The organism is Neisseria sp. (assembly GCF_030530745.1).
Taxonomy (GTDB): Bacteria; Pseudomonadota; Gammaproteobacteria; order Burkholderiales; family Neisseriaceae; genus Neisseria.
The window spans coordinates 39672-58470 of record NZ_JAUMUI010000004.1; the positions used below are offsets into that span (position 1 = coordinate 39672).

18 protein-coding genes and 1 pseudogene are annotated in these 18799 nt (G+C 56.2%); 1 reads left to right on the forward strand and 18 read right to left on the reverse strand.

The features are described from left to right. Positions 1 to 27 precede the first annotated feature (27 nt). The 12 genes from Q3970_RS02620 to Q3970_RS02675 form a co-directional block, all read right to left on the reverse strand. Positions 28 to 993 (reverse strand): ATP-grasp domain-containing protein, encoded by a 966-nt coding sequence (locus Q3970_RS02620; protein ID WP_303099053.1) that lies wholly within the window; start codon positions 991 to 993, stop codon positions 28 to 30. Beyond that, complete coding sequence (locus tag Q3970_RS02625; RefSeq protein ID WP_303099054.1) at positions 980 to 1597, reverse strand: sugar transferase; 618 nt, start codon at positions 1595 to 1597, stop codon at positions 980 to 982. Before Q3970_RS02625 ends, Q3970_RS02620 begins: the two co-directional genes overlap by 14 nt. Next, the gene (locus Q3970_RS02630) at positions 1594 to 2763 is read right to left on the reverse strand and encodes a glycosyltransferase (RefSeq protein WP_303099055.1); all 1170 of its coding nucleotides are present in this window, start codon (positions 2761 to 2763) and stop codon (positions 1594 to 1596) included. The genes Q3970_RS02625 and Q3970_RS02630 overlap by 4 nt, the downstream gene beginning before the upstream one ends. An 11-nt stretch (positions 2764 to 2774) precedes the next feature. After that, on the reverse strand, positions 2775 to 3845 hold the full coding sequence (locus Q3970_RS02635; protein ID WP_303099056.1) for a glycosyltransferase: 1071 nt from the start codon (positions 3843 to 3845) through the stop codon (positions 2775 to 2777). Positions 3846 to 3955: 110 nt separating this feature from the next. Next, entirely contained in the window at positions 3956 to 5026 is a 1071-nt protein-coding gene (locus Q3970_RS02640; protein WP_303099057.1) for a glycosyltransferase, read from the reverse strand. Positions 5027 to 5029: 3 nt separating this feature from the next. Continuing rightward, positions 5030 to 6316: an O-antigen ligase gene (locus Q3970_RS02645; RefSeq protein ID WP_303099058.1), complete on the reverse strand. Its 1287-nt coding sequence runs from the start codon at positions 6314 to 6316 to the stop codon at positions 5030 to 5032. Beyond that, positions 6306 to 7493, reverse strand: a complete 1188-nt coding sequence (locus Q3970_RS02650; protein ID WP_303099059.1) for a glycosyltransferase — start codon at positions 7491 to 7493, stop codon at positions 6306 to 6308. The genes Q3970_RS02645 and Q3970_RS02650 overlap by 11 nt, the downstream gene beginning before the upstream one ends. Positions 7494 to 7542: 49 nt before the next feature. Then, a complete protein-coding gene (locus tag Q3970_RS02655; protein ID WP_303099060.1) occupies positions 7543 to 8961 on the reverse strand; it encodes a lipopolysaccharide biosynthesis protein in 1419 nt (472 codons plus the stop codon). Between the two features lie 275 nt (positions 8962 to 9236). Beyond that, a complete protein-coding gene (locus Q3970_RS02660; protein ID WP_303099061.1) occupies positions 9237 to 10316 on the reverse strand; it encodes a DegT/DnrJ/EryC1/StrS aminotransferase family protein in 1080 nt (359 codons plus the stop codon). 32 nt (positions 10317 to 10348) lie between these two features. Next, on the reverse strand, positions 10349 to 10930 hold the full coding sequence (locus Q3970_RS02665) for an acyltransferase (protein ID WP_303099062.1): 582 nt from the start codon (positions 10928 to 10930) through the stop codon (positions 10349 to 10351). Next, positions 10927 to 11967, reverse strand: a complete 1041-nt coding sequence (locus Q3970_RS02670) for a glycerol-3-phosphate dehydrogenase/oxidase (RefSeq protein ID WP_303099063.1) — start codon at positions 11965 to 11967, stop codon at positions 10927 to 10929. Before Q3970_RS02670 ends, Q3970_RS02665 begins: the two co-directional genes overlap by 4 nt. 15 nt (positions 11968 to 11982) lie before the next feature. Further along, complete coding sequence (locus tag Q3970_RS02675; RefSeq protein WP_303099064.1) at positions 11983 to 13035, reverse strand: Gfo/Idh/MocA family protein; 1053 nt, start codon at positions 13033 to 13035, stop codon at positions 11983 to 11985. 36 nt (positions 13036 to 13071) lie between these two features. On the opposite strand from Q3970_RS02675, the pseudogene Q3970_RS02680 reads away from it, so the two are divergent. Beyond that, a pseudogene (locus tag Q3970_RS02680) lies at positions 13072 to 13216 on the forward strand (lipoprotein signal peptidase). Positions 13217 to 13252: 36 nt separating this feature from the next. On the opposite strand, the gene Q3970_RS02685 reads toward Q3970_RS02680, so the two are convergent. The 6 genes from Q3970_RS02685 to Q3970_RS02710 form a co-directional block, all read right to left on the reverse strand. After that, positions 13253 to 14557, reverse strand: a complete 1305-nt coding sequence (locus tag Q3970_RS02685; protein WP_303099065.1) for a nucleotide sugar dehydrogenase — start codon at positions 14555 to 14557, stop codon at positions 13253 to 13255. Between the two features lie 46 nt (positions 14558 to 14603). Further along, entirely contained in the window at positions 14604 to 14969 is a 366-nt protein-coding gene (locus Q3970_RS02690; protein WP_303099066.1) for a hypothetical protein, read from the reverse strand. Then, positions 14951 to 16045 (reverse strand): bifunctional diaminohydroxyphosphoribosylaminopyrimidine deaminase/5-amino-6-(5-phosphoribosylamino)uracil reductase RibD, encoded by a 1095-nt coding sequence (gene ribD, locus Q3970_RS02695; RefSeq protein WP_303099067.1) that lies wholly within the window; start codon positions 16043 to 16045, stop codon positions 14951 to 14953. Before ribD ends, Q3970_RS02690 begins: the two co-directional genes overlap by 19 nt. A gap of 99 nt (positions 16046 to 16144) precedes the next feature. Next, the gene (locus Q3970_RS02700; RefSeq protein WP_303099068.1) at positions 16145 to 16708 is read right to left on the reverse strand and encodes a cytochrome C; all 564 of its coding nucleotides are present in this window, start codon (positions 16706 to 16708) and stop codon (positions 16145 to 16147) included. A gap of 59 nt (positions 16709 to 16767) precedes the next feature. After that, on the reverse strand, positions 16768 to 17235 hold the full coding sequence (gene nrdR, locus Q3970_RS02705) for a transcriptional regulator NrdR (protein ID WP_303099069.1): 468 nt from the start codon (positions 17233 to 17235) through the stop codon (positions 16768 to 16770). Between the two features lie 103 nt (positions 17236 to 17338). Further along, positions 17339 to 18667, reverse strand: coding sequence for a TolC family outer membrane protein (locus Q3970_RS02710; protein ID WP_303099070.1), 1329 nt, complete (start codon positions 18665 to 18667; stop codon positions 17339 to 17341). Between the last annotated feature and the right edge of the window lie 132 nt (positions 18668 to 18799).

The following is an 18799-nucleotide window of genomic DNA, read 5'->3' on the forward strand; positions in this document are numbered from 1 at the left end:
GTAAGGCAGCATGCCGTTGTTGAGTGTTTATTTTTCGTGAACCAGCACTTTCGCGTCGTAGCGCAGCATAATCAGGTTGTTTTCCCATTCGTCGAAAAACGGGATTTTTCCGCCGTAGAGGTATTCGCGTATCAGCCAGCCCGGATAGTTGCCGCCGGCGGCATAGGTGAGCGGGAAGCCGCCGCCGAAGCGCGGGTTGATTTCGATGCCGTAAACCGTGCTGCCTTTGCAGAAAAACTGGGCGGTGATGCAGCCGCGCGCGCCTTCGAGATGCGGCATTTTATCGGTCAGCAGCGTATAAAGGCCGTTGCGGCGGGTGGCGCCTTTGCTCACTTCGCCGCTGCGCACTTCCAAACGCTCGCGCGGCACGGCGCATTTCAGACGGCCTGAACGGTCGTAATACATATCAACGGTAAATTCGGTGAATTCGTTGGCGATGTCGATATACTGGCAGAAGATGATTTTCGGGTCTTTGAGTATGTCGTAAGACAAATCTTCGGCCGAGCGTATATATTTTGCGCCCAAACTGCGGCTGCCGTCGTAGGGTTTGGCAAAACAGGGAAAAGAAATGTTTTCGCGCTCGTAGATTTCGGGTGTGGCAATGTCGCAGCGGGCGAACAGGCCTGCGGTGAAGCGTTTGTCGCGGCAGATGGTTACCAGCTCCGAGTCGGAAACCACAATGTGTATGCCTGCTTCTTCAAAACGGCTGCGCGCGTCGGCGAGTTTTTGCAGCTCGGTGTCGATGGTGGGGATAATCAGCCCCACATTGTGCGCAAGCGCCAGATCGAAAACGCTGCCGATATAGTTTTCGGCAGAAATCGGCGGCACTTCGAAAGCGTTGTCGGCCACATGGCAGGCGGGCGACATAAGGGGGTTCAGATCGGCGGCAAACACCTTGATGCCGTCTGAAAACTTGGCGGCTTCGGTTTGGAAGTCCTGCACAAGCTCTACGCGGCGGCCGGCGGATAAAATGAGTATGTTATTTTTTTTCATGATCTTGGTTCCCGGTAAAGTAAGGCATGGTGGCTTCTCCTTCGGCAGAAATTCCTTCCCGCACGAACACTTTTTTAATAGTTAAGAATAATATTTTGATATCGAGCCAAAAACTGTGGTTGTCGATATACCAAACGTCGTGGGCGAATTTTTCGTCCCATGAGAGTGCATTGCGGCCGTTAACCTGCGCCCAGCCGGTTACGCCCGGCTTCATCTCGTGGCGGCGGTTTTGGAAATCGTTATAAAGCGGCAGGTAGTGCATCAAGAGCGGGCGGGGGCCGACCAGGCTCATTTCGCCTTTCAAAACGTTCCACAGCTCGGGCAGCTCGTCGAGGCTGGTGGCGCGCAGTTTTTTGCCGAACGGGGTGAGCCGCTCGCTGTCGGGCAGCGGGTTGCCTTGTGCATCAACCGCATCGCGCATGGAGCGGAACTTAATCATTTTGAAGGGCTTGCCGTTCAGCCCGGGGCGCTCCTGCGTGAAAAACACGGGCGAACCCAAGTTTTTTTTAATCAGATAAATCAAAATTAAGAACACGGGCGAGAGAATAATCAAGCCGGCGGCTGAGGCAATAATGTCGAACAGGCGTTTCAATAATTTATTCATTGTCCGAGTCTTTCAATTAAACCGACGATTTTCTGATAGGCCACATCGCGTTTGAAGCGGCGCACGATTTCTTCACTTTGCACGGGGTCGTTTTTGCGCGCCAAAATATCGCGCGCGGCGCGTACGAAATCGGCCACATTGCCTGATTGGTAGTTGGCGTGGGGCAGCAGTTTCAGCACGTCGGCCACTTCGTCGTTTACTTGGCTGTTGAGTATCGGCTTTTGCAGCGCCATGTAGTCGGACAGTTTGTTGGTTATCGACTGCATGGCATACGAATGAATCGGGTTCACCGAAATATCGCAGCCTTTGGCCACCGCCATCATTTCGCTATACGGGATATAGCCGTAAAACTTGATGGTATCGTTTTCATATTGTTTGAGTTTTTCCAAATCGGGGCCGCCGCCCATGATGTGCAGCTCCACGTTTGCGCCTTCGTTCAAAAGCTGCCGCACGCCCCGGCACACGGTTTCCACGTCGTAGCTGAAGCTGAGGGTGCCGAGGTAGAAAAAGCGGGTTTTATCGTCGCCGAAATCTTGGGCGGGTGCGGCTTCGAGTTTGTCGAAATCCGCGCCGATATACACCACTTCGCCCGGCGCGTTCGGATTGGCTTCCTTTGCGCGGTCGAGATAGGTTTGCGACACTGCCGCCAAACCGTCGGCATGGCGGTAGGCGGCGTTGGCGCGCGAGGCGAAAGGCAGCAGGTTGTGCGGGATTTTCTTCAGCATCGGAATCACGGAAGAGAAGGATTCCGGCCACACGTCCTGCACATCGATAATCAGTTTGTAGCCCAAACGCGCTTTGTGTCTGCCCAACAGGATATTGGTGGCAATCAGCGGATAAGCCGAAAACACCACATCGGCAAAACCCGGCTGCTGCGCGGCAAGCCACGTTTCGAAATTTTTCACAAACACATGATGGCTTTTCACGCGGCCCAGCGACACGTTTTTCCGATAGCCGCTTTCTTTGAGCAGCAGCACTTTCAGACGACCTTGCGAAGCGGCTGCGGCATCTTCGGGCCGTCTGAACGATTTGTCGTAATGTTTGAAATTGCTGGTAATCAGCAAAACATCATGCTTTTGCGCCAACAGTTCGGCCAGATACCAAAAGCGGTTGAAGTGCGGCTCGCCCGGCAGCGAGCAATAGGGGGCGACAATGGTAATCTTCATTTCAGACGGCCTTACATTGCATACGCATCCATGGTGGTGCGGTAGATTTCGTCGTCGGAGCACAGTCGGGTAACGCGATCATGCAGGGCTTTGCCCATGCTGCGGCGCAGGGCGGGATCGGCAGCCAGTTTTTCAACGGCACCGGCAAAGGCTGCTTTGTTTTCAAAAGGAATGCAGAAACCGGTTTCGCCGTCGACGACCATTTCTGAAATACCCGCCGCATCGTATGACACTACAGGGGTTTCATACAGCCCGGCCTCGAGGATATTGTTGCCCACGCCCGCGCCGTGGTCGCCGATTAAAACGGGTGTGTTGAGCAGGATGTCGACTTCTTGGAAATAAGCGCCCAAGTCGCGCACGCCGCCGAGAAAGCGCACACGGTCTTCCAAACCCAAATGCCGCACCTGCTCTTTGAGCCTGTCGGCTTCTTCCCCGATTCCAGCCACCGAAAGTTTCACCGGCAAGCCGCGGTCGGCCAGGGTTTTGACCATGTCGACGGCCAGATGCACGGCACGCACGGTGTCGAGGCGCGAAAGTGTGCCGAGCATCACATAATCTTTGGCTGTTTTTTCCCGGATTTCTGCCGTTTTTTCGGGCAGTGCGTTATAAGTGTAGGCCGCACGCGCTGCGGGAAAACCGTGGCGTATCAGTTTGGCGCGCTCGTGGCGGCAGTTGGCGATGATATACACGCCGAGTTTGTCGAACAGTTTGGCGATTTTCGGATAAGTTTCGGGGTCGAGGCCGCGGGCGTGGTAAAACACTTTGGTTTCGGGCGAAACGATTTTGGCGGCCACGGCGCAGGCGGGCACGATGCGCGCCATCTGGCAGTGCACGATGTCGGGCCGCTCTTTGGCCAGCATTTTTGCATAGGCGAGCGTGCCTTTCAGATAGCCGCTTTTACCCCGGTAAAAATCAATCTCATACCACTTCATCCCCGCCGCTTCGGCTTCTGCAACCAAGGGGCCGTCTGAAGATGCCAGAACCACGGTGTGGCCGTGCCCGAGCAGCAGCTTTCCCAAGCGGAAGGCCGCGTGTTCGGTGCCGCCCAGGCCGCTCATTGAAGTTGTGATGATAATTTTCATGGTTGCGATAGTTTTGAGATGGATTAAATTTTAAATTTGACACTGAAACGGTGTAAAAAATGCCTGTTTGTATGCAAATAAACTTTAAATAGGGTTCAGGCGGCCGGAGGCTACATGCCGTAGGCCGCCATGGTTGTGCGGTAGATTTCTTCGTCGGAACACAGTGCGTTAACGTGTTTGTTTAACGCTTTGCCCAACTGCTGCCGCAAGGGTTTGTCGTAAACCAGCTTTTCCACAGCATCGGCAAAACCCTGTTCGTCGCCGAGCTTGAAGCAGTAGCCCGTTTCGCCCTGTATCACCATTTCGGTGATGCCGCCCATGTTGTAGGTAACCACAGGGGTTTCATACAGCCCCGCCTCCAACACATTGTTGCCCACGCCCGCGCAGCTGTCGCCGGGGCAGCGGGGGTTGTTCAGCAAAATATCCACTTCTTTGAAATATCCGGTCAGATTGCGCACGCCGCCGAGAAAAGTTACTTTGTCGGACACGCCCAAACGATCGGCCTGCGCTTTGAGTTTGTCCATATCTTCGCCCACGCCCGCGATGTTGAGGCGGACGGGCAGGTTGCGGTCGAGCAGTATTTTGAAAATATCCAGCGTTTGATCCACCGCGCGCAGGTAGTCCAGCCGCGACAGGGTGCCCAGCGTTACATAATCTTTTTCAGCCTTTTCGGGCACATAATCCACTTTGTGCAGGGCGTTGTAAGTATAGGTGATGCGGTTTGCGGGAAAGCCGTGGCGGATTAATTTGTCGCGTTCGTGTTTGCAGTTGGCGATGATATACACGCCCAGCCTGCGGAAAACTTTTACCACTTTCGGATAGGTTTCCGCCACCAGGCCGCGTGCGTGCCAAAACACCTTGGTGTGCGGCGACGCGAGTTTGGCGGCGGCGGCGCAGGCGGGTACGATGCGTGCCATCTGGCAGTGGACGATATCGGGTTTTTCCCGCCGCATCAGTTTGAAAAACGCCCCCATACTTTTTAAATATCCCGATATGCCGCCGCCGTAGAAATCGATTTCATGCCATTTCATACCTGCTTCGCGGCAGTCGCCTACCAACGGGCCGTCTGAAGAGGCCAGCAGCACTTCGTGTCCTTTGCCGCACAGCAAACGTCCCAAACGGTAGGTGGCGTTTTCGGTTCCGCCCAAACCGCTCATCGAGGTGGCCAAAACAATCTTCATGTATCAATAACTTTTATATCTGTTTGCGGAATAAGTGTTTTCAGACGGCCTGTAACTGAAAAAATAAACAGCCAGCATAAAGCAGGGAAGCCAGATAAACGGCAGCCGCAGAATGGAAGAAGGAATAAACCCGCCGATCAGAAACACACCCATGCACACCAGTGCCAGCATGCGTATTTTGCCGTCGATTTTTCCCGAGGCGGCAAACAGGGCGGCATAGCCCGCCGCATAGAGCAGAAAAGAGAGCAGCGACACAATGCCGAAGCCCAGGTAAAGCTCGATGATGAAACTGTGCGGGTTTTCAAAACCCAGGCTGCTGCCCAAATGGCCGCCGAAAAATTCGCCGAAGTTTTTCGGGCCGTAACCGGTGAACAGCGCGGGGGTGTGGTTCCAGAAGTGGTTGTAGATTTCTTGGCGCGACGAAACCGAATTGTCGCTGCCGAAATCGTATAAAAAGAGGTAAACGCGGGTGGAAAAACGCTCTAAAAATTCATTGCTGTTTAATGAAAGCAGAAAATCCTGCACCGCATAAGGCGGAATCATGGCCGCAAACAGGCCGAGCAGCAAAACGGCAAACACCGTGGCCAAGCCGTTTTTGCGGTAGAGCAGTGTGAGCAGCGCCACGGCGGCATAGCAGGCAATGGCCGTGCGCGACACGCTGGCGAGAATCACCAGGCCGAGCAGGGCAAACAAGCCCCAGCCTGCAAGCACTTCTTTGCGGCTGCGGCCGAGCCGGGTGAAAAACACCAATACGGCAGGGGTGAGGCATACGGCGGTGGTGGCGAGGTTGTTGGGGTTGAAAAACAACCCTTTCACCGCACCCGCTTCCAGTGCCAGCTCTTCGATGGCGGTAACAAACTGAACACCCGCACCGATTTCGATAAAGGGAGGAATGCAGACAAATGCCGCAAAAAACAGAATCAGCCGCTGGATAAAGCCCAAAGGGTCGGGCGAGCGCGAAACAATCTGATAGAGCAGGTAGAAAAAGCACGGCAGCGACAGAAAAAACATCAGGTCGACAAACTGCGAACCGGTGAGCGGCGAAATGACCAAGTGCAGCGCACTCCAGCCGGCCATAACCGCCAGACTGCCCGCCAGCACGGCAATGCCTGTGGGAAAGCGTTTGCTTTCGAGCAGGGCGGCAAACAGCGTGCAGATGATGAACAGAATGGTCAGGAGGTTGTCGACACGCTGCACGCCGAGAAAATACGATATTGCAGGCCCCAGCATATAGGCGCCCAGCATGCCGTAAACCAGCAGCGTATAGATACGGGTAGTTTTAATTTTCATTGCGCTCACCGTCGGTTTTTTCCAATACCGCGCGGTATCGGGCTTTGATTTGGCCGATAACGCTGTGTTCGCCGTATTCGTTCAGGCAGTTTTCACGCAATACGGCAGGGTTGTAGCGGCTGCGGTTTTCATAAAGTTCCACCAAGGCACGGGCCAGCGCGTCAATATTTTCGGTGGGCACCAGCAGGCCGTTTTCGGGGGTAACGGTAGAGTTCGGCCCGCCGCAGCGGGTGGCGATAACGGGCAGCCCCTGCGACAAGGCTTCAATGAAGACCACGCCGAAGGTTTCGTGGCGGCTGGCCAGCACGAAAGCATCGCTTTGGCGCATCAGGGCCAGCACTTCTTCGTTTTGCAGTTTGCCCAAAAACGTAACCGAGTTTTCAATGCCGAGTTTGCGTGCCAGTTCGTGGAGCTGCGCGTCGGCCAAGCCGGTGCCGCCGATTTTCAGCTTGAGGCCGGGGTGTTTCTTCAAGGCTTCGGCAAAGGCGGGCAGCAGAATGTCGTAGCCTTTGTTGTAGTTGAGGTGGGCAACCGAGCAAAACGTAAAACCGTCGTTTTGCGGTTTGCCTGCCGCATCGAAAGGCTCGGCGAATTTGGCCGGCAGGATGTTGGGGATATATTGCCAGCCAAGCCCGTTGTATTCGCTTTCGAGCAGGCGGCAGAAATTGCGGCTCACGGCAATGCGCGCGGCACAGCTTCGTGCCGCACGGTGCATGGCCGGCCATTGCCAGTCGCGCACCAGTTTGCGCGCATAAGTGGAGCTGTGTTCGGTGAGCACATAGGGAATGCCGGTTTCGCTGTGGATTTCGTGCGCCAGAATGCCGCCGTAGTTCATGCTGTGGGCGTGGATTATGTCGGGACGGCCGTGTTCGCGCACATAGCGGCGGAAAAGCTTCCAGCCGGCCTTCAGCCAGCGGCTGCGGTCGATGGCGGTGCGCGGAAAGAAATACATGCTTTTATAAAGATAGGTGGGGATCTGCTCTTCAACAAAGCTGCGCACGCCGTAGCCGCCGGTGAAAACCGACTTCGGCTCGCCGCGCATCGAGCGGAAAACGGGGGCGATCACGCCCACCTGCACGCCGGCGCGCTGCAAGGCCTGCGCCTGCTGCCGGAAGAAAATACCGTTGATATCGCCGGGGCCGGAAGGATACCAAGAGGGAATGATTAAAACGTGCATAATGTATTGCCTTGTTATTATTAAAATACGTCAGGTTTTCGGGTGCGGCTTATCTTTTCAGACGGCCTTTCGCTTTCGCCGTTAAAGCGCCGATGGCGGCGCGGTGTTTCCGATACAGCGCGGCCAATGCGGCCAGCCAGAACAGGGCGAAAATATAATAATTGCCGCTGTTGCCGGAATAAGTGTAAACCAGGCATACCGCCAGGCAGGCAAAGGTGGTGCCGTAGAGTTTGGCGCGCGGCAGCGGCAGCCACAAGCGGGCCGAAGCCTCGCTTTTCAACACCGAAAACACCCAGAAAGCCACGGCGGTGGACATGGCCGCACCTTTCGCGCCCAAGGCGGGCACCAAAACATATAAAAGCGCGGCGTTCACCAGCAGGGCGGTTATCGAAAACATCGTAATCAGCCAGGTTTTTTTGCTCACGTTGATGCCGATGCCGGTTACTTCGGTTAAGGTGTAGAGCAGCGGAAACAGCATGCTCGAGAGCAGGATAAACTGCACCGGCGCATATTTTTCAGGCAGTATCCAAGTAACCAGCGGCGAAAAAATCCCCACAATGCAGATGAGTGCGGCGATCAGGTCGGTCATCGATTCGGTGATACCGCCGATTTTATCCAAGTTGGTGTTTTCTTTCACCCATCTGAACACCATCGGTGCCCAGATAACCGAAAAAATATTCTGGAAAATCAGCGCAATCGCGCCGAAACTCACCGCCATCGAATACACGCCCAGCTCCGACAGCCCCGCCAGCTCTTTCAGCAGAAAACGGTCTATCGAGGTAAAGCCCCAATAGGCCAGCCCGCCCAAAGCCAGCGGCACGCCGTAGCGCAGGCTTTCTTTCAGCAGCGGAGCCGACAGCGGTGCGGCGGCGGCGGCTTTCAGCTCGCGGCGCGTTTGCAGGGCCAAAATGCCCACCGTTACCGCCTGCGACAACGCATAGGCCAGCACCAGCGTCAGGGTGTCGGTGGGCAGGGCGGCGGCCACATAAACCAGCACAAACACCAAAATCAGCACTTTCGGCGTGAGCTGGCTGATGGAAAAGGCGAAGGCTTTTTCCTGCATGCGCAGAATCAGCGCGAAATAGCGCGACAGCACCGAGCTGGTAAAAAACACCAAACACAGCAAACCCAAAACGCTGCTGCTGATTTCGAGCACCGCTTCAGACGGCCACGACAGCCGCCATACCGCCACGCCGCCGCAAAACAGCAGGGTCAGCAGCAGCGGCGGCACAATCACGGCTTTAAACAGGGCGGCTTTGTTTTCGGCGGCGTGGTATTCGCGGATATACGACTGGTCCAAACCCAAACCGGCCAGCGTGAGGGTGAGTGCCGACACGGTTTGCAGCAGCACGATACGGCCGATGTCTTCGGCAGGGTAATACCAAGAAATCAGCGGCAGGGAAACGATTCCGATGGCGGCGCTGCCTACGGGGCCGAGCGCGTAGCCCAATAATTTTCGTGCATTCATAAAATAACAGAAGCGTAGTCGGGCAACGCTTCTCAGGTAAAACAAAATAAAAACGATACGGCGGTCTCGCCTTAGCTCGAAGAGAACGATTTTGTAAACTGCTGAAACAGCAACAGAATCGGTTCCGTACTATTTGTTTGTACTGTCTGCGGCTCCGCCGCCTTGTCTCGTTTTTATTTTGTTTTACTGCAAAAGTTTTTCAGACGGCCTTCGGAACACTGCAGCGCGTACGTTCCGAAAGCGCCTGCCTATTTTTATAGGCCGTCTGAAACCCATCAAACGGCGGCTTTGAGCGCTTCGGCCACCTGCCGCACCTGCGCTTCGGTCAGATACGGGTGCATGGGCAGGCTCATCACTTCTTCGGCAGCTTTGTCACCCACGGGCAGCACGGCATCGCCGGCCACGGCGGGCTGTTTGTTGAGCGGAATCGGATAGTGCACGGCAGTGGGAATGCCTGCTTCTTTCAGCTTGGCCTGCACCGCGTCGCGGTTTTTTACGCGCACGGTGTATTGCGCGTAGGCGCTGCGGTTGTGCGCTTCGATAAACGGTGCGGCGATACCGGCTTCGGCAAGGGCGGCGGCATACCGGGCGGCTACCTGCTGGCGCAGCTGCATTTCTTCTTCGAGTATGGCCAGTTTGGGCAGCAGAATGGCGGCCTGCAAGGTGTCGAGGCGGCTGTTTACGCCCACGCGGATATGGTGGTAGCGGCGGTCTTGGCCGTGGCGGGCAATCTGGCGGATAACGGTTGCCAGCTCTTCGTCGTTGGTGAACACCGCGCCGCCGTCGCCGTAGCAGCCCAGCGGTTTGCTGGGGAAGAAGCTGGTGCAGGCGATGGTGGTGAGGTTGCAGGATTTGCGGCCTTTGTAGGTGGCGCCGAAACTTTGTGCGGCGTCTTCAATCACGGGCAGGTTGTACTTGGCGGCGATTTTGTTGATGGCATCGAAATCGGCGCATTGGCCGTAAAGCGAAACGGGGATAATCGCACGGGTTTTATCGGTGATGGCCGCTTCGAGTTTGGCGGGGTCGATGTTGTAGGTGGATTCGATTACATCCACATACACCGGCTTGGCGCCCAGCAGCGCCACGGTTTCTGCGGTGGCGATGTAGGTGAAGCCGGGGGTGATGACTTCGTCGCCCGCGCCCACGCCCAAGGCCATCAGCGCGATTTGCAGCGCGTCGGTGCCGTTGGCGACGCTGATGCAGTATTTCGCGCCGCAGTAGGCTTTCAACTGCTCTTCAAGCTCGGCCACTTCGGGGCCGAGGATATAGGCGCCGTGGGCGAGCACTTTTTGGATGTTGGCGTCGATTTGGGTTTTGATGCGCGCCTGTTGTGCGGCGAGATCGATAAACTGCATGGTGTTTGTCCTTCGCGTATTTGATCGGAATATTATTCTGATTTGCTTAAGAGGCCGTCTGAAAGCGTATAAACGGCGCCGGTGTGGGAGCAGACGGCGCTGCCGCTGCCGCCCACGGGCAGGTCGAGCTGTTCGCCGTATTCGCTCATCCAGCCGATCTGGCGGGCGGGCACGCCGACCATCAGGGCGTAGTCGGGCACGTCTTTATTCACCACCGCGCCCGCGCCCACAAAGGCGAAACGGCCGATGGTAACGCCGCAAACGATGGTGCAGTTGGCGCCCAGCGTGGCGCCTTTTTTCACCAGCGTATCGCGGTATTCGCTTTTGCGCTCGATTAAGGAGCGCGGGTTATACACGTTGGTGAACACCATGCTGGGGCCGCAGAACACGCCTTCTTCGAGATAAACGTTGTCGTAAACGGAAACGTTGTTTTGGATTTTGCAGTTGTCGCCGATTTTCACGCGGTTGCCCACAAACACGTTTTGCCCGAACGAGCAGTTTTCGCCGATTTCGGCACCGCCGCAGATGTGCACGAAATGCCAGATGCGGCTGCCGGCGCCGATTTTTGCGCCTTCGTCAACGATGGCGCTGGGGTGTACGGTGTAGTCGGTCATTTCAATAACTCCTGTAAGGCCGCTTCGCCCTGAAGCTGCGCCGTCGTCCATTTGCCGCCGTAGATGTGCAGCACGTTGCCTATACGCTCAAACGCCCATTCGCGGGTGGCGTCGCTCGGGTTGGCGGCGCTTTTGAGCAGCGGGCGTACGCCCGAAAAGCTGCCGCTCACATCTGCCGCCGTGAGTTTTTCGCTGTGGTAGGCGTTGTAGGCGGCCAAAAGGTAATCGGTTTCGGTTTCAGACGGCCTTTCCGCTTCGGGGTGATTTTGGCGGATTTCGGTGGTGCCTATCAGGGTTTTACCTTGGTAGGGCAGCACGAAGAAAATCCGTTTTTCTTGCGGAACCGGCAGCATCAGCGCCTGTTTTTGTTCGCGGTCGATAAGGATGTGGCTGCCGCGCACCCAGTCGATGGTGTAGGCGGGTTCTCCGCCCTGCTGCCGGCGCAGTTCCATCGCCCACGGGCCGGTGGCGTTGGCGATGCGCTCGAAACCGTCGAGTTCGGCCAGGGTTTCGATTTTATGCCGCTCTTGCACGTTTACGCCCAAGCTGCGGCATTGTTCCACCACCCAGCGGCCCAGTGCGAAATCGTCCATTTGTGCGTCGTAGAACGAGAATGCGCCTTTGAGGCCGTCTGAAAGCAGGGTGGGGCAGCGCTCGAGCGTTTCGGCTTTGTCGAACCACGAGCTGCGCGGAAAGCCGCTGCCCGCGGCTAGAAAGTCATACAGTTTGGTGCCGATGCCGATCTGCCATTTGGGGCGGCCGCGCCCTTCGTAAACGGGAAACAGCAATTCCAGCGGGCGGCACAGGTGCGGGGCTTGCGCCAGCCAGAAACGGCGGGCGTGCAGGGCTTTTTTCACCAGCGCAAACTGGCCGGTTTCAAGGTAGCGCAGGCCGCCGTGCAGCAGTTTGGACGACGATTGGCTGGTGTGCGCCATCACGGTGTCCTGTTCGAACAGCGTAACGGCGTGGCCTTGTTTGGCCGCCGCCCAAGCGGTGCACGCGCCTATGATGCCTGCGCCTGCTACGGCGATTTTCATGTTTGGACGGCCTTATCAGTAAACCAGTGGCAGCGACACGGTTTTGTTGTCGCGGGCGGAAAGATAAGCCGCGATTAAGAGTTCCAGCGATTTCAAACCTTCGCGTCCGTCGGTAATCGGCTCGGCTTGGCCGCGCATCACGTCAATCACGTTTTTGTAGTAGAGCGGGTGGCCGAAACCGTAAACCGAGGTGGTTTCGTAGTTGGCGGTTTTGACCTGTTCGTCGTAGTCGCGGCTGTCGGCGAAGTTCCATTCTTGGATTTCGTTAACCGCCACGCCGCCGATGCGCACGGTGCCGGTTTCGCCCAAAATGGTAATCGAGCCTTCGAGGTTTTTCGGGTAGGTGCACATGGTAACGGCCATCGAGCCGAGCGCGCCGTTGCGCCAGCGGATGTTGACCACGCCGGTGTCTTCGGTTTCGATGTCGCGGTGGGTGGAAACCATGGCCTGCACGTCCTGCACGGGGCCGATAAGCCATTCCATCAGGTCAACATAGTGGCTGGCCTGGTTCATGAACGCGCCGCCGTCGAATTCCCAAGTGCCGCGCCAGCCGCCGCCCTGGTCGTAATATTCCTGCGGACGCGTCCAGAATACGTTGAGGTGCACCATGGCGATTTTGCCGAAACGTTTTTCTTCTACGGCGCGTTTGAGCATTTGCAGCGTGGCGTTGAGGCGGTTTTGTTTGACCACGAACAGGCGTTTGTCGGCTTTGTCGGCGGCGTGAACCATGCGTTCGCCGTCGGCGAGGCGGGTGGCCATCGGTTTTTCGGTTACCACGTGAAAGCCCGCTTCCAATGCCTGCACCGCCTGTTCGGGGTGTTGGCCCGAGGGGGTGGTGAGCACGATGATGTCGGCGTCGGTTTCCGCCAGCATCTGTGCGTAGGAAGCGTAGCCTTTGGCGCCGGTTCGCTCTACGGCTTTTTGCAGGTTTTCGGGGTTGGTGTCGCACACGGCCACCACTTCGCAATCGTCTTTCAGGGTTTCGAACGAACCGAAATGGTTGTTGGAAATGCGGCCGCAGCCGGCCAGCGCGAATTTGATTTTTCGGTTTTGAATGGTTTCGTACATATTTGAATCCTATGATATGCATAGAGGCCGAGATCTTTGCAAAACCCCCATCTGCGGCGCATTTCTGCGTTGTGCGCTGCTCGCTCGCCTGCCTAACTCCTGTTATATCTGCGCTCGTTGCGCTGCTACGCCTTGAACTGCGCCGCAGATGGGGGTTTTGCAAAGGTCTCAGGCCGTCTGAAAAACAGGGTCTTTTCAGACGGCCTTTCTTTAAACTTTATGCTTTCACTACGTTATCGGCTTTGCCCTGGTATTTGCCGCGGGTGTCGATAATCAGCTTGGCGTGCTGTTTGAGCAGGCCGTAGTCGAATTTGTCGTGGTCGGTGGCCAGCACCACACAGTCGAACTTCGCCACGTTTTCGGCCGTTAACGGCTCGCTTTTCAGGTCGAATTTGTGTTCGCGCATTTTCGGAAACACGGGCACGTGCGGGTCGCTGTAAGACACTTCCGCGCCCAAATCACGCAAGAGTTCCATCACTTCGACCGAGGGGCTTTCGCGCATATCGTCCACGTTTTTCTTATAGGCGATGCCCAAAACCAGAATTTTGCTGCCTTTGATGGAGCGGTTGTGGTCGTTGAGCGCCAGCGCGGTTTTGTTGACCACATATTCGGGCATGGCCGAGTTCACTTCGCCCGCCAGCTCGATAAAGCGGGTGTTCACACCGTATTCGCGCGCCTTCCAAGTCAAATAGAAGGGGTCGATGGGAATGCAGTGGCCGCCCAGGCCGGGGCCGGGGTAGTAGGCCACGAAGCCGAACGGTTTGGTGGCGGCGGCGGAAATCACTTCGTGAATGTCGATATCCATTTTGTCGGCCACGATTTTCATCTCGTTTACTAGGCCGATGTTCACTGCACGGTGGATGTTTTCCAACAACTTGGTCAGTTCGGCTGCTTTGGTGGAGCTTACCGGTACCACTTTGTCGATGGCCGGCTGGTAAAGCGCAATGCCTACTTCCAAACATGCAGGCGTGTGGCCGCCGATAACCTTGGGAATGGTGCGGGTTTCAAAATCGGGGTTGCCCGGGTCTTCGCGCTCGGGCGAATACACCAAAAATACGTTTTCGCCCACTTTCAGGCCGCCTTCTTCCACGCGCGGCAGCAATTCTTCTTCGGTGGTGCCGGGGTAGGTGGTGGATTCGAGCGACAACACTTGGCCGGCGCGCAGATAAGGTTTCACGGCGTCGGTGGTATCGATAACGAAGCTCATGTCCGGCTCGCGGTATTTGTTGAGCGGGGTGGGCACACACAGAATCACCGCTTCCACTTCGCCGATGCGCGAGAAGTCGGTGGTGGCTTCGAACAGGCTGTTTCTGGCGGCGGCGATTTTACCGGCGGGAATGTGCTCAATATAGCTTTCGCCATTATTGAGTTTGCGCACTTTTTCTTCGTCGATGTCGAAGCCCAACACCTGATAACCGATGTCGACATAGCGCAGCATCAGCGGCAGGCCGACGTAACCTAAGCCAACAATGCCGATTTTGGCAGATTTGTCGGCGAATTTCTGAATGGTGGTATTTTTCATGAAGGTATTTCCGTGTGATAAAAAAAAGAAATTCTTAAGATGCAATTCACATAGTTCGACCGTTTTCGGAAGCATTGGTTTCATCAAAACAGGCGCATAACGGGAGGTTTACACAACGATAACAAATAACGGGCATGACTGTTTGGATATGACAGGCAAAAGAAAGCGGAAGCTTCTTTCGGAAATTGTGCAAAGCGGGCAGACATTTTCCGATAAGTGTTTGAGCGGATATTACAAAGGAATAAAACACCCGTAAAAGAAACCGGACCGCCCGGTTTGGTTGCGGGCGTTCCGGTGCTGGAAAGGCGCAGATGCCGTTTACAAAAATTTTCACCTTGGCGGAGGTAAAGGCTTTCGTTTTTCGATAAATGAAATTATTTACAATAAAGACGGCTATTTTTGCAAAACCCATTTTATATCGTTTCCCAGCAGCGTTGCCGACACGGTTTTCCAAAGCGGCGGTCCGGCAAGTGCTTGCGGGTTTTCTGATATAGAAAACAAACCCTTGCCGTTTCCGCCTAAAATTTTCGGTGCTTGGTAGAGCACGATTTCATCAACCAGGCCGGCTTCGACGAATGCGCCCGCCAAGACGGCGCCGGCTTCCACCATTACTTCGCCGTAGCCTTTTTCTGCCAATAAAACCAATAAATTGTGCAAATTTATGCGCCGGTTGCTTTCAGACGGCCTTAAAATTTGCAAATGCGGGTGTTTTGTGTATTTTTGCAAAGATTGATTGCAATTGTTTAAAGTGGCAATAAGTGTGGGGCTGCCGCCGTCCTGCACCACGCGGCTGGAGGGCGGGGTTTGCAGGCGGCTGTCGAGAATCACACGGGCGGGCTGGCGCAGGGTTGGAAAGGCGCGCACGTTCAGTTGCGGATCGTCGGCCAGCACCGTGCCGATGCCGGTAATCACGGCGCAGCTTTCGGCGCGCAGTATCTGCACGTCGGCGCGTGCTTCGGGGCCGGTAATCCATTGGCTGCGGCCGTCTGAAAGCGCGGTTTTGCCGTCGAGGCCGGCGGCGCATTTCAAACGCACGAAGGGGCGGCCGCGTTCTATGCGCGAGAGAAAGCCGCGGTTTAACGCGCGCGCTTCGGTTTCGAGCAGGCCGCATTCTACCTGTATGCCCGCTTCGCGCAGCACCGCCAAGCCTTTGCCCGCCACCTGCGGATTGGGGTCGGACATGGCCGCGACCACGCGCGATACGCCCGCCCGAATCAGTGCTTCGGCACAGGGCGGGGTGCGGCCGTAGTGGCTGCAAGGCTCCAACGTAACATAGGCGGTGGCGCCGCGCGCCGTTTCCCCGGCCTGGCGCAGGGCGTGCACTTCCGCATGGGGTCCGCCCGCCCGCAGGTGGAAACCCTGCCCCACAATCTGCGTGCCGTGCGCTACCACACAGCCTACGCGCGGGTTGGGCGAAGTGGAAAAACGCCCTTGTCCGGCAAGGGCAAGGGCGGTGTGCATCATTTGGGTGTCGTTTGCGTCAAACATTTTCAGACGGCCTCTGTGTTGCAGACTTTAAAATAAAAAATCAGGCCGTCTGAAAAAAAACAGCAGGATGCGTTTTGTTTTTCAGACGGCCTGATGCGTTCAGTTGGTAAGGTTGACTTCCCGCAGCACTTCGGCCAGCTCTTCCTGTGCGGCCGTGCGGCTTGAAGCGCACACGTTATACAGGCCGGTTTCATAAATGGCGATGCAGTTTTCGCGCAGCGCCGTGCCGTCGGCACCGTTTTGAACGAAGCGGTAGTTCATGCGCGTGTCGGTGGCGGCGCCGGTTTGCACGTCGCTTAACGACTGGTCGGCATCCAGCACGGTTTTAAGGTTGTCGAAATAGGTTTCGGCATCGGTTTTCGGGGTACCGAGGTTGGCGATGTAGAGCGTGATGTCGCGGTTGTTGTCGCGCTGCAGCAGCGTCAGCTCGCCGGCGCTCAAACCTTCGGGCAGCTCGCCGTCCGATGCGTCTTCAAACCGGTTGCCCGGAATCACGATGCTGATTTTGCCGTCGCTGCCCGTGAGCGTCTGCACACTGCTTCCGGCATCGGAGGAAACGGCGGAAGCCTGCCCGCTTTCGGCAGGAACGGAAGTTTCGGCTTTCTGGCTGCAGGCGGCCGAGCACAAAACGGCGGCAGCCAAAGCAAGAGCATAAGGTTTCATTCAATCGGGTTCCGTAAGTGTTGATGAAAAACGGCGGTCAGTATATCAAATTTGCCCGCTTAATGCTTGCTTTCTTCACTATCGGGCAGGGTAGCAATGGCTTGGGTGAACTCTGAAACGTCGTTGAAGCTTTTATAAACCGACGCAAAACGCACATAAGCCACCTGATCGATTTTCGCCAGTTCTTCCATCGCCATCTCGCCGACAAGCCGCGACGATACTTCTTTATGCCCCAGCCGGTACAGGCGCTGTTCGATAAGGGCGACGGTGTCGTCTATGGTTTCTGCGTCTATCGGGCGTTTGTGCAGCGCGCGCTCCAAACTGGTGCGCAGTTTGTGGGGGTTGAACGCCACGCGGCTGCCGGTGCTTTTGATAATCTGCGGCATACGCATTTCCACCGTTTCAAACGTGCCGAAACGCTGCCCGCAGGCGGGGCAGCGGCGGCGGCGGCGGATGCTGTTGGTTTCTTCCAAAAGCCGCGAGTCGGTAACCTGGGTGTTTGGGTTGTGGCAGAAAGGGCATTTCATAAGCGTTGCACGGCGGGTTGCTGTCGGGGGGATTGTAGCGTAAACATACTGCTGCCGTATAGTTTGCAGGCCTCGGGCCGTCTGAAACGCCGGAGTGCGGTTTTCAAAACAGCAGCATGCCCACTTTGCGTATTTTCTCTTCGTCATTCAATACCCCCGCGTTTTGCAGCAGCTGCAGGTAGGATTGGATATAGGTGTATTTGGCCTCGGCGAGTTTTTGCTCTGCGTCGGCTTTTTCCTGTTGTGCCTGAGTTTCTTCAAGGTTGTTGCGCACGCCGACCTGACGCCCCAGCCGTGTGGCTTCCAGTTTGGCGCGGTTGGTTTCGAGCAGGCGCTGCTGGGCGAGCGTTTGGATTTTGCTGCTGCGGGTGGTTTGATAGGCCTGCCTTACCGCCAGCCGCACTTTGCGCTCCGTTGCGGTGAGCAGGTCTTTATTCTGCATTTCGCGCGAAGCGGCCTCGCGGATCTGGCTGGAGATTTTGCCGCCGCTGAAAAGCGGCATACTGAGCTGGAAGTTTACCGTACCGCCTTTGCTGCGGTAGGTTTGATCGAAGCTTTCACCGAAATAATCCTGGCTGCGGTGGGTATTGCGGTCGTCCTGATAGCCGCCGCTTACGGTGAGCGTGGGCATACGGCTGCCTTTGGCGGCTTTGAACGCCTGTTTTGCATCTTCGAGGGTTTTGCGCTGCAGCTGCCATTCGGGATTGTGCCGCTCGGCCAGCGCCTGCCATTCCCGTTCTTCCGATTCGCCGAGCAGGTCGGCCAGCGCCTTATCGTTTTTTACCGGGCTGATTTGCTGCGGATCCAGCCCGGTCAGGTTGGCCAGCGTGTTTTCGGCCACCTGAAGCTGGGTGAGCGCGTCGATTTCTTTGGCAAGGGCCGCATCGTAGCCGGATTTGGCCTCGTGGGTGTCCAGAATTGTTGCCGCCCCCTGCCGGAACATTTCCTGCGCCCGCTCGAGCTGCCGGGAATAAGCGGCTTTTTCGTCGGCGATGGCGGCCAGCTTGTCTTTATTCAGCAGAATATCGAAATAGGCCTTGGCCACGTTTATTTTCAATTCGTCTTCACTGCCGCTCAGGCGCGCATCGGCCATTTCGGCGGCGATTTTTCCCTGTTTGTATTGGGCGAAGCGGGTTCTGTCGAACAAAACCTGCGAAGCCTGCACGTTCCAGCCGCGGCTTTTCGTGTTGGAAGAGAGCGAATAGGGCTGGCGCTGGTAGGTGGCGTTGGCATTAACCTGCGGCAGCAGCTCCGCACGCGCCTGGTTCTTTTTTTCCGATTCCGCATCACGCTCGTGTTTGGCAGCAGAAAAATCGGCCGAATAGTTCACAGCGGCCCGCCATGCGTCCAGCAGATTGAAGGCGTGGGAAGCGGCGGGCAGCGCGAGCATGCACGAAGAAAACAGCAGGGGCAGTGTTTTAAATTTGGCCATGGCAGACAATGATAATGAAATATTAACCTGACTTAGAGTGTTTTCGGGCCGGATAGTTTAATTTTTTTGAAATTTACCCTGTATGGATATTCGAAAAGTATATTGCAGGCCGCAAGATAATTTTCAATATAT

Bases quoted from the DNA above. Each gene is read 5' to 3' on its own strand.
- Q3970_RS02620 (WP_303099053.1), bottom strand. From the start codon at position 993: ATGAAAAAAAATAACATACTCATTTTATCCGCCGGCCGCCGCGTAGAG.
- Q3970_RS02625 (WP_303099054.1), bottom strand. From the start codon at position 1,597: ATGAATAAATTATTGAAACGCCTGTTCGACATTATTGCCTCAGCCGCC.
- Q3970_RS02630 (WP_303099055.1), bottom strand. From the start codon at position 2,763: ATGAAGATTACCATTGTCGCCCCCTATTGCTCGCTGCCGGGCGAGCCG.
- Q3970_RS02635 (WP_303099056.1), bottom strand. From the start codon at position 3,845: ATGAAAATTATCATCACAACTTCAATGAGCGGCCTGGGCGGCACCGAA.
- Q3970_RS02640 (WP_303099057.1), bottom strand. From the start codon at position 5,026: ATGAAGATTGTTTTGGCCACCTCGATGAGCGGTTTGGGCGGAACCGAA.
- Q3970_RS02645 (WP_303099058.1), bottom strand. From the start codon at position 6,316: ATGAAAATTAAAACTACCCGTATCTATACGCTGCTGGTTTACGGCATG.
- Q3970_RS02650 (WP_303099059.1), bottom strand. From the start codon at position 7,493: ATGCACGTTTTAATCATTCCCTCTTGGTATCCTTCCGGCCCCGGCGAT.
- Q3970_RS02655 (WP_303099060.1), bottom strand. From the start codon at position 8,961: ATGAATGCACGAAAATTATTGGGCTACGCGCTCGGCCCCGTAGGCAGC.
- Q3970_RS02660 (WP_303099061.1), bottom strand. From the start codon at position 10,316: ATGCAGTTTATCGATCTCGCCGCACAACAGGCGCGCATCAAAACCCAA.
- Q3970_RS02665 (WP_303099062.1), bottom strand. From the start codon at position 10,930: ATGACCGACTACACCGTACACCCCAGCGCCATCGTTGACGAAGGCGCA.
- Q3970_RS02670 (WP_303099063.1), bottom strand. From the start codon at position 11,967: ATGAAAATCGCCGTAGCAGGCGCAGGCATCATAGGCGCGTGCACCGCT.
- Q3970_RS02675 (WP_303099064.1), bottom strand. From the start codon at position 13,035: ATGTACGAAACCATTCAAAACCGAAAAATCAAATTCGCGCTGGCCGGC.
- Q3970_RS02685 (WP_303099065.1), bottom strand. From the start codon at position 14,557: ATGAAAAATACCACCATTCAGAAATTCGCCGACAAATCTGCCAAAATC.
- Q3970_RS02690 (WP_303099066.1), bottom strand. From the start codon at position 14,969: ATGGGTTTTGCAAAAATAGCCGTCTTTATTGTAAATAATTTCATTTAT.
- ribD (WP_303099067.1), bottom strand. From the start codon at position 16,045: ATGTTTGACGCAAACGACACCCAAATGATGCACACCGCCCTTGCCCTT.
- Q3970_RS02700 (WP_303099068.1), bottom strand. From the start codon at position 16,708: ATGAAACCTTATGCTCTTGCTTTGGCTGCCGCCGTTTTGTGCTCGGCC.
- nrdR (WP_303099069.1), bottom strand. From the start codon at position 17,235: ATGAAATGCCCTTTCTGCCACAACCCAAACACCCAGGTTACCGACTCG.
- Q3970_RS02710 (WP_303099070.1), bottom strand. From the start codon at position 18,667: ATGGCCAAATTTAAAACACTGCCCCTGCTGTTTTCTTCGTGCATGCTC.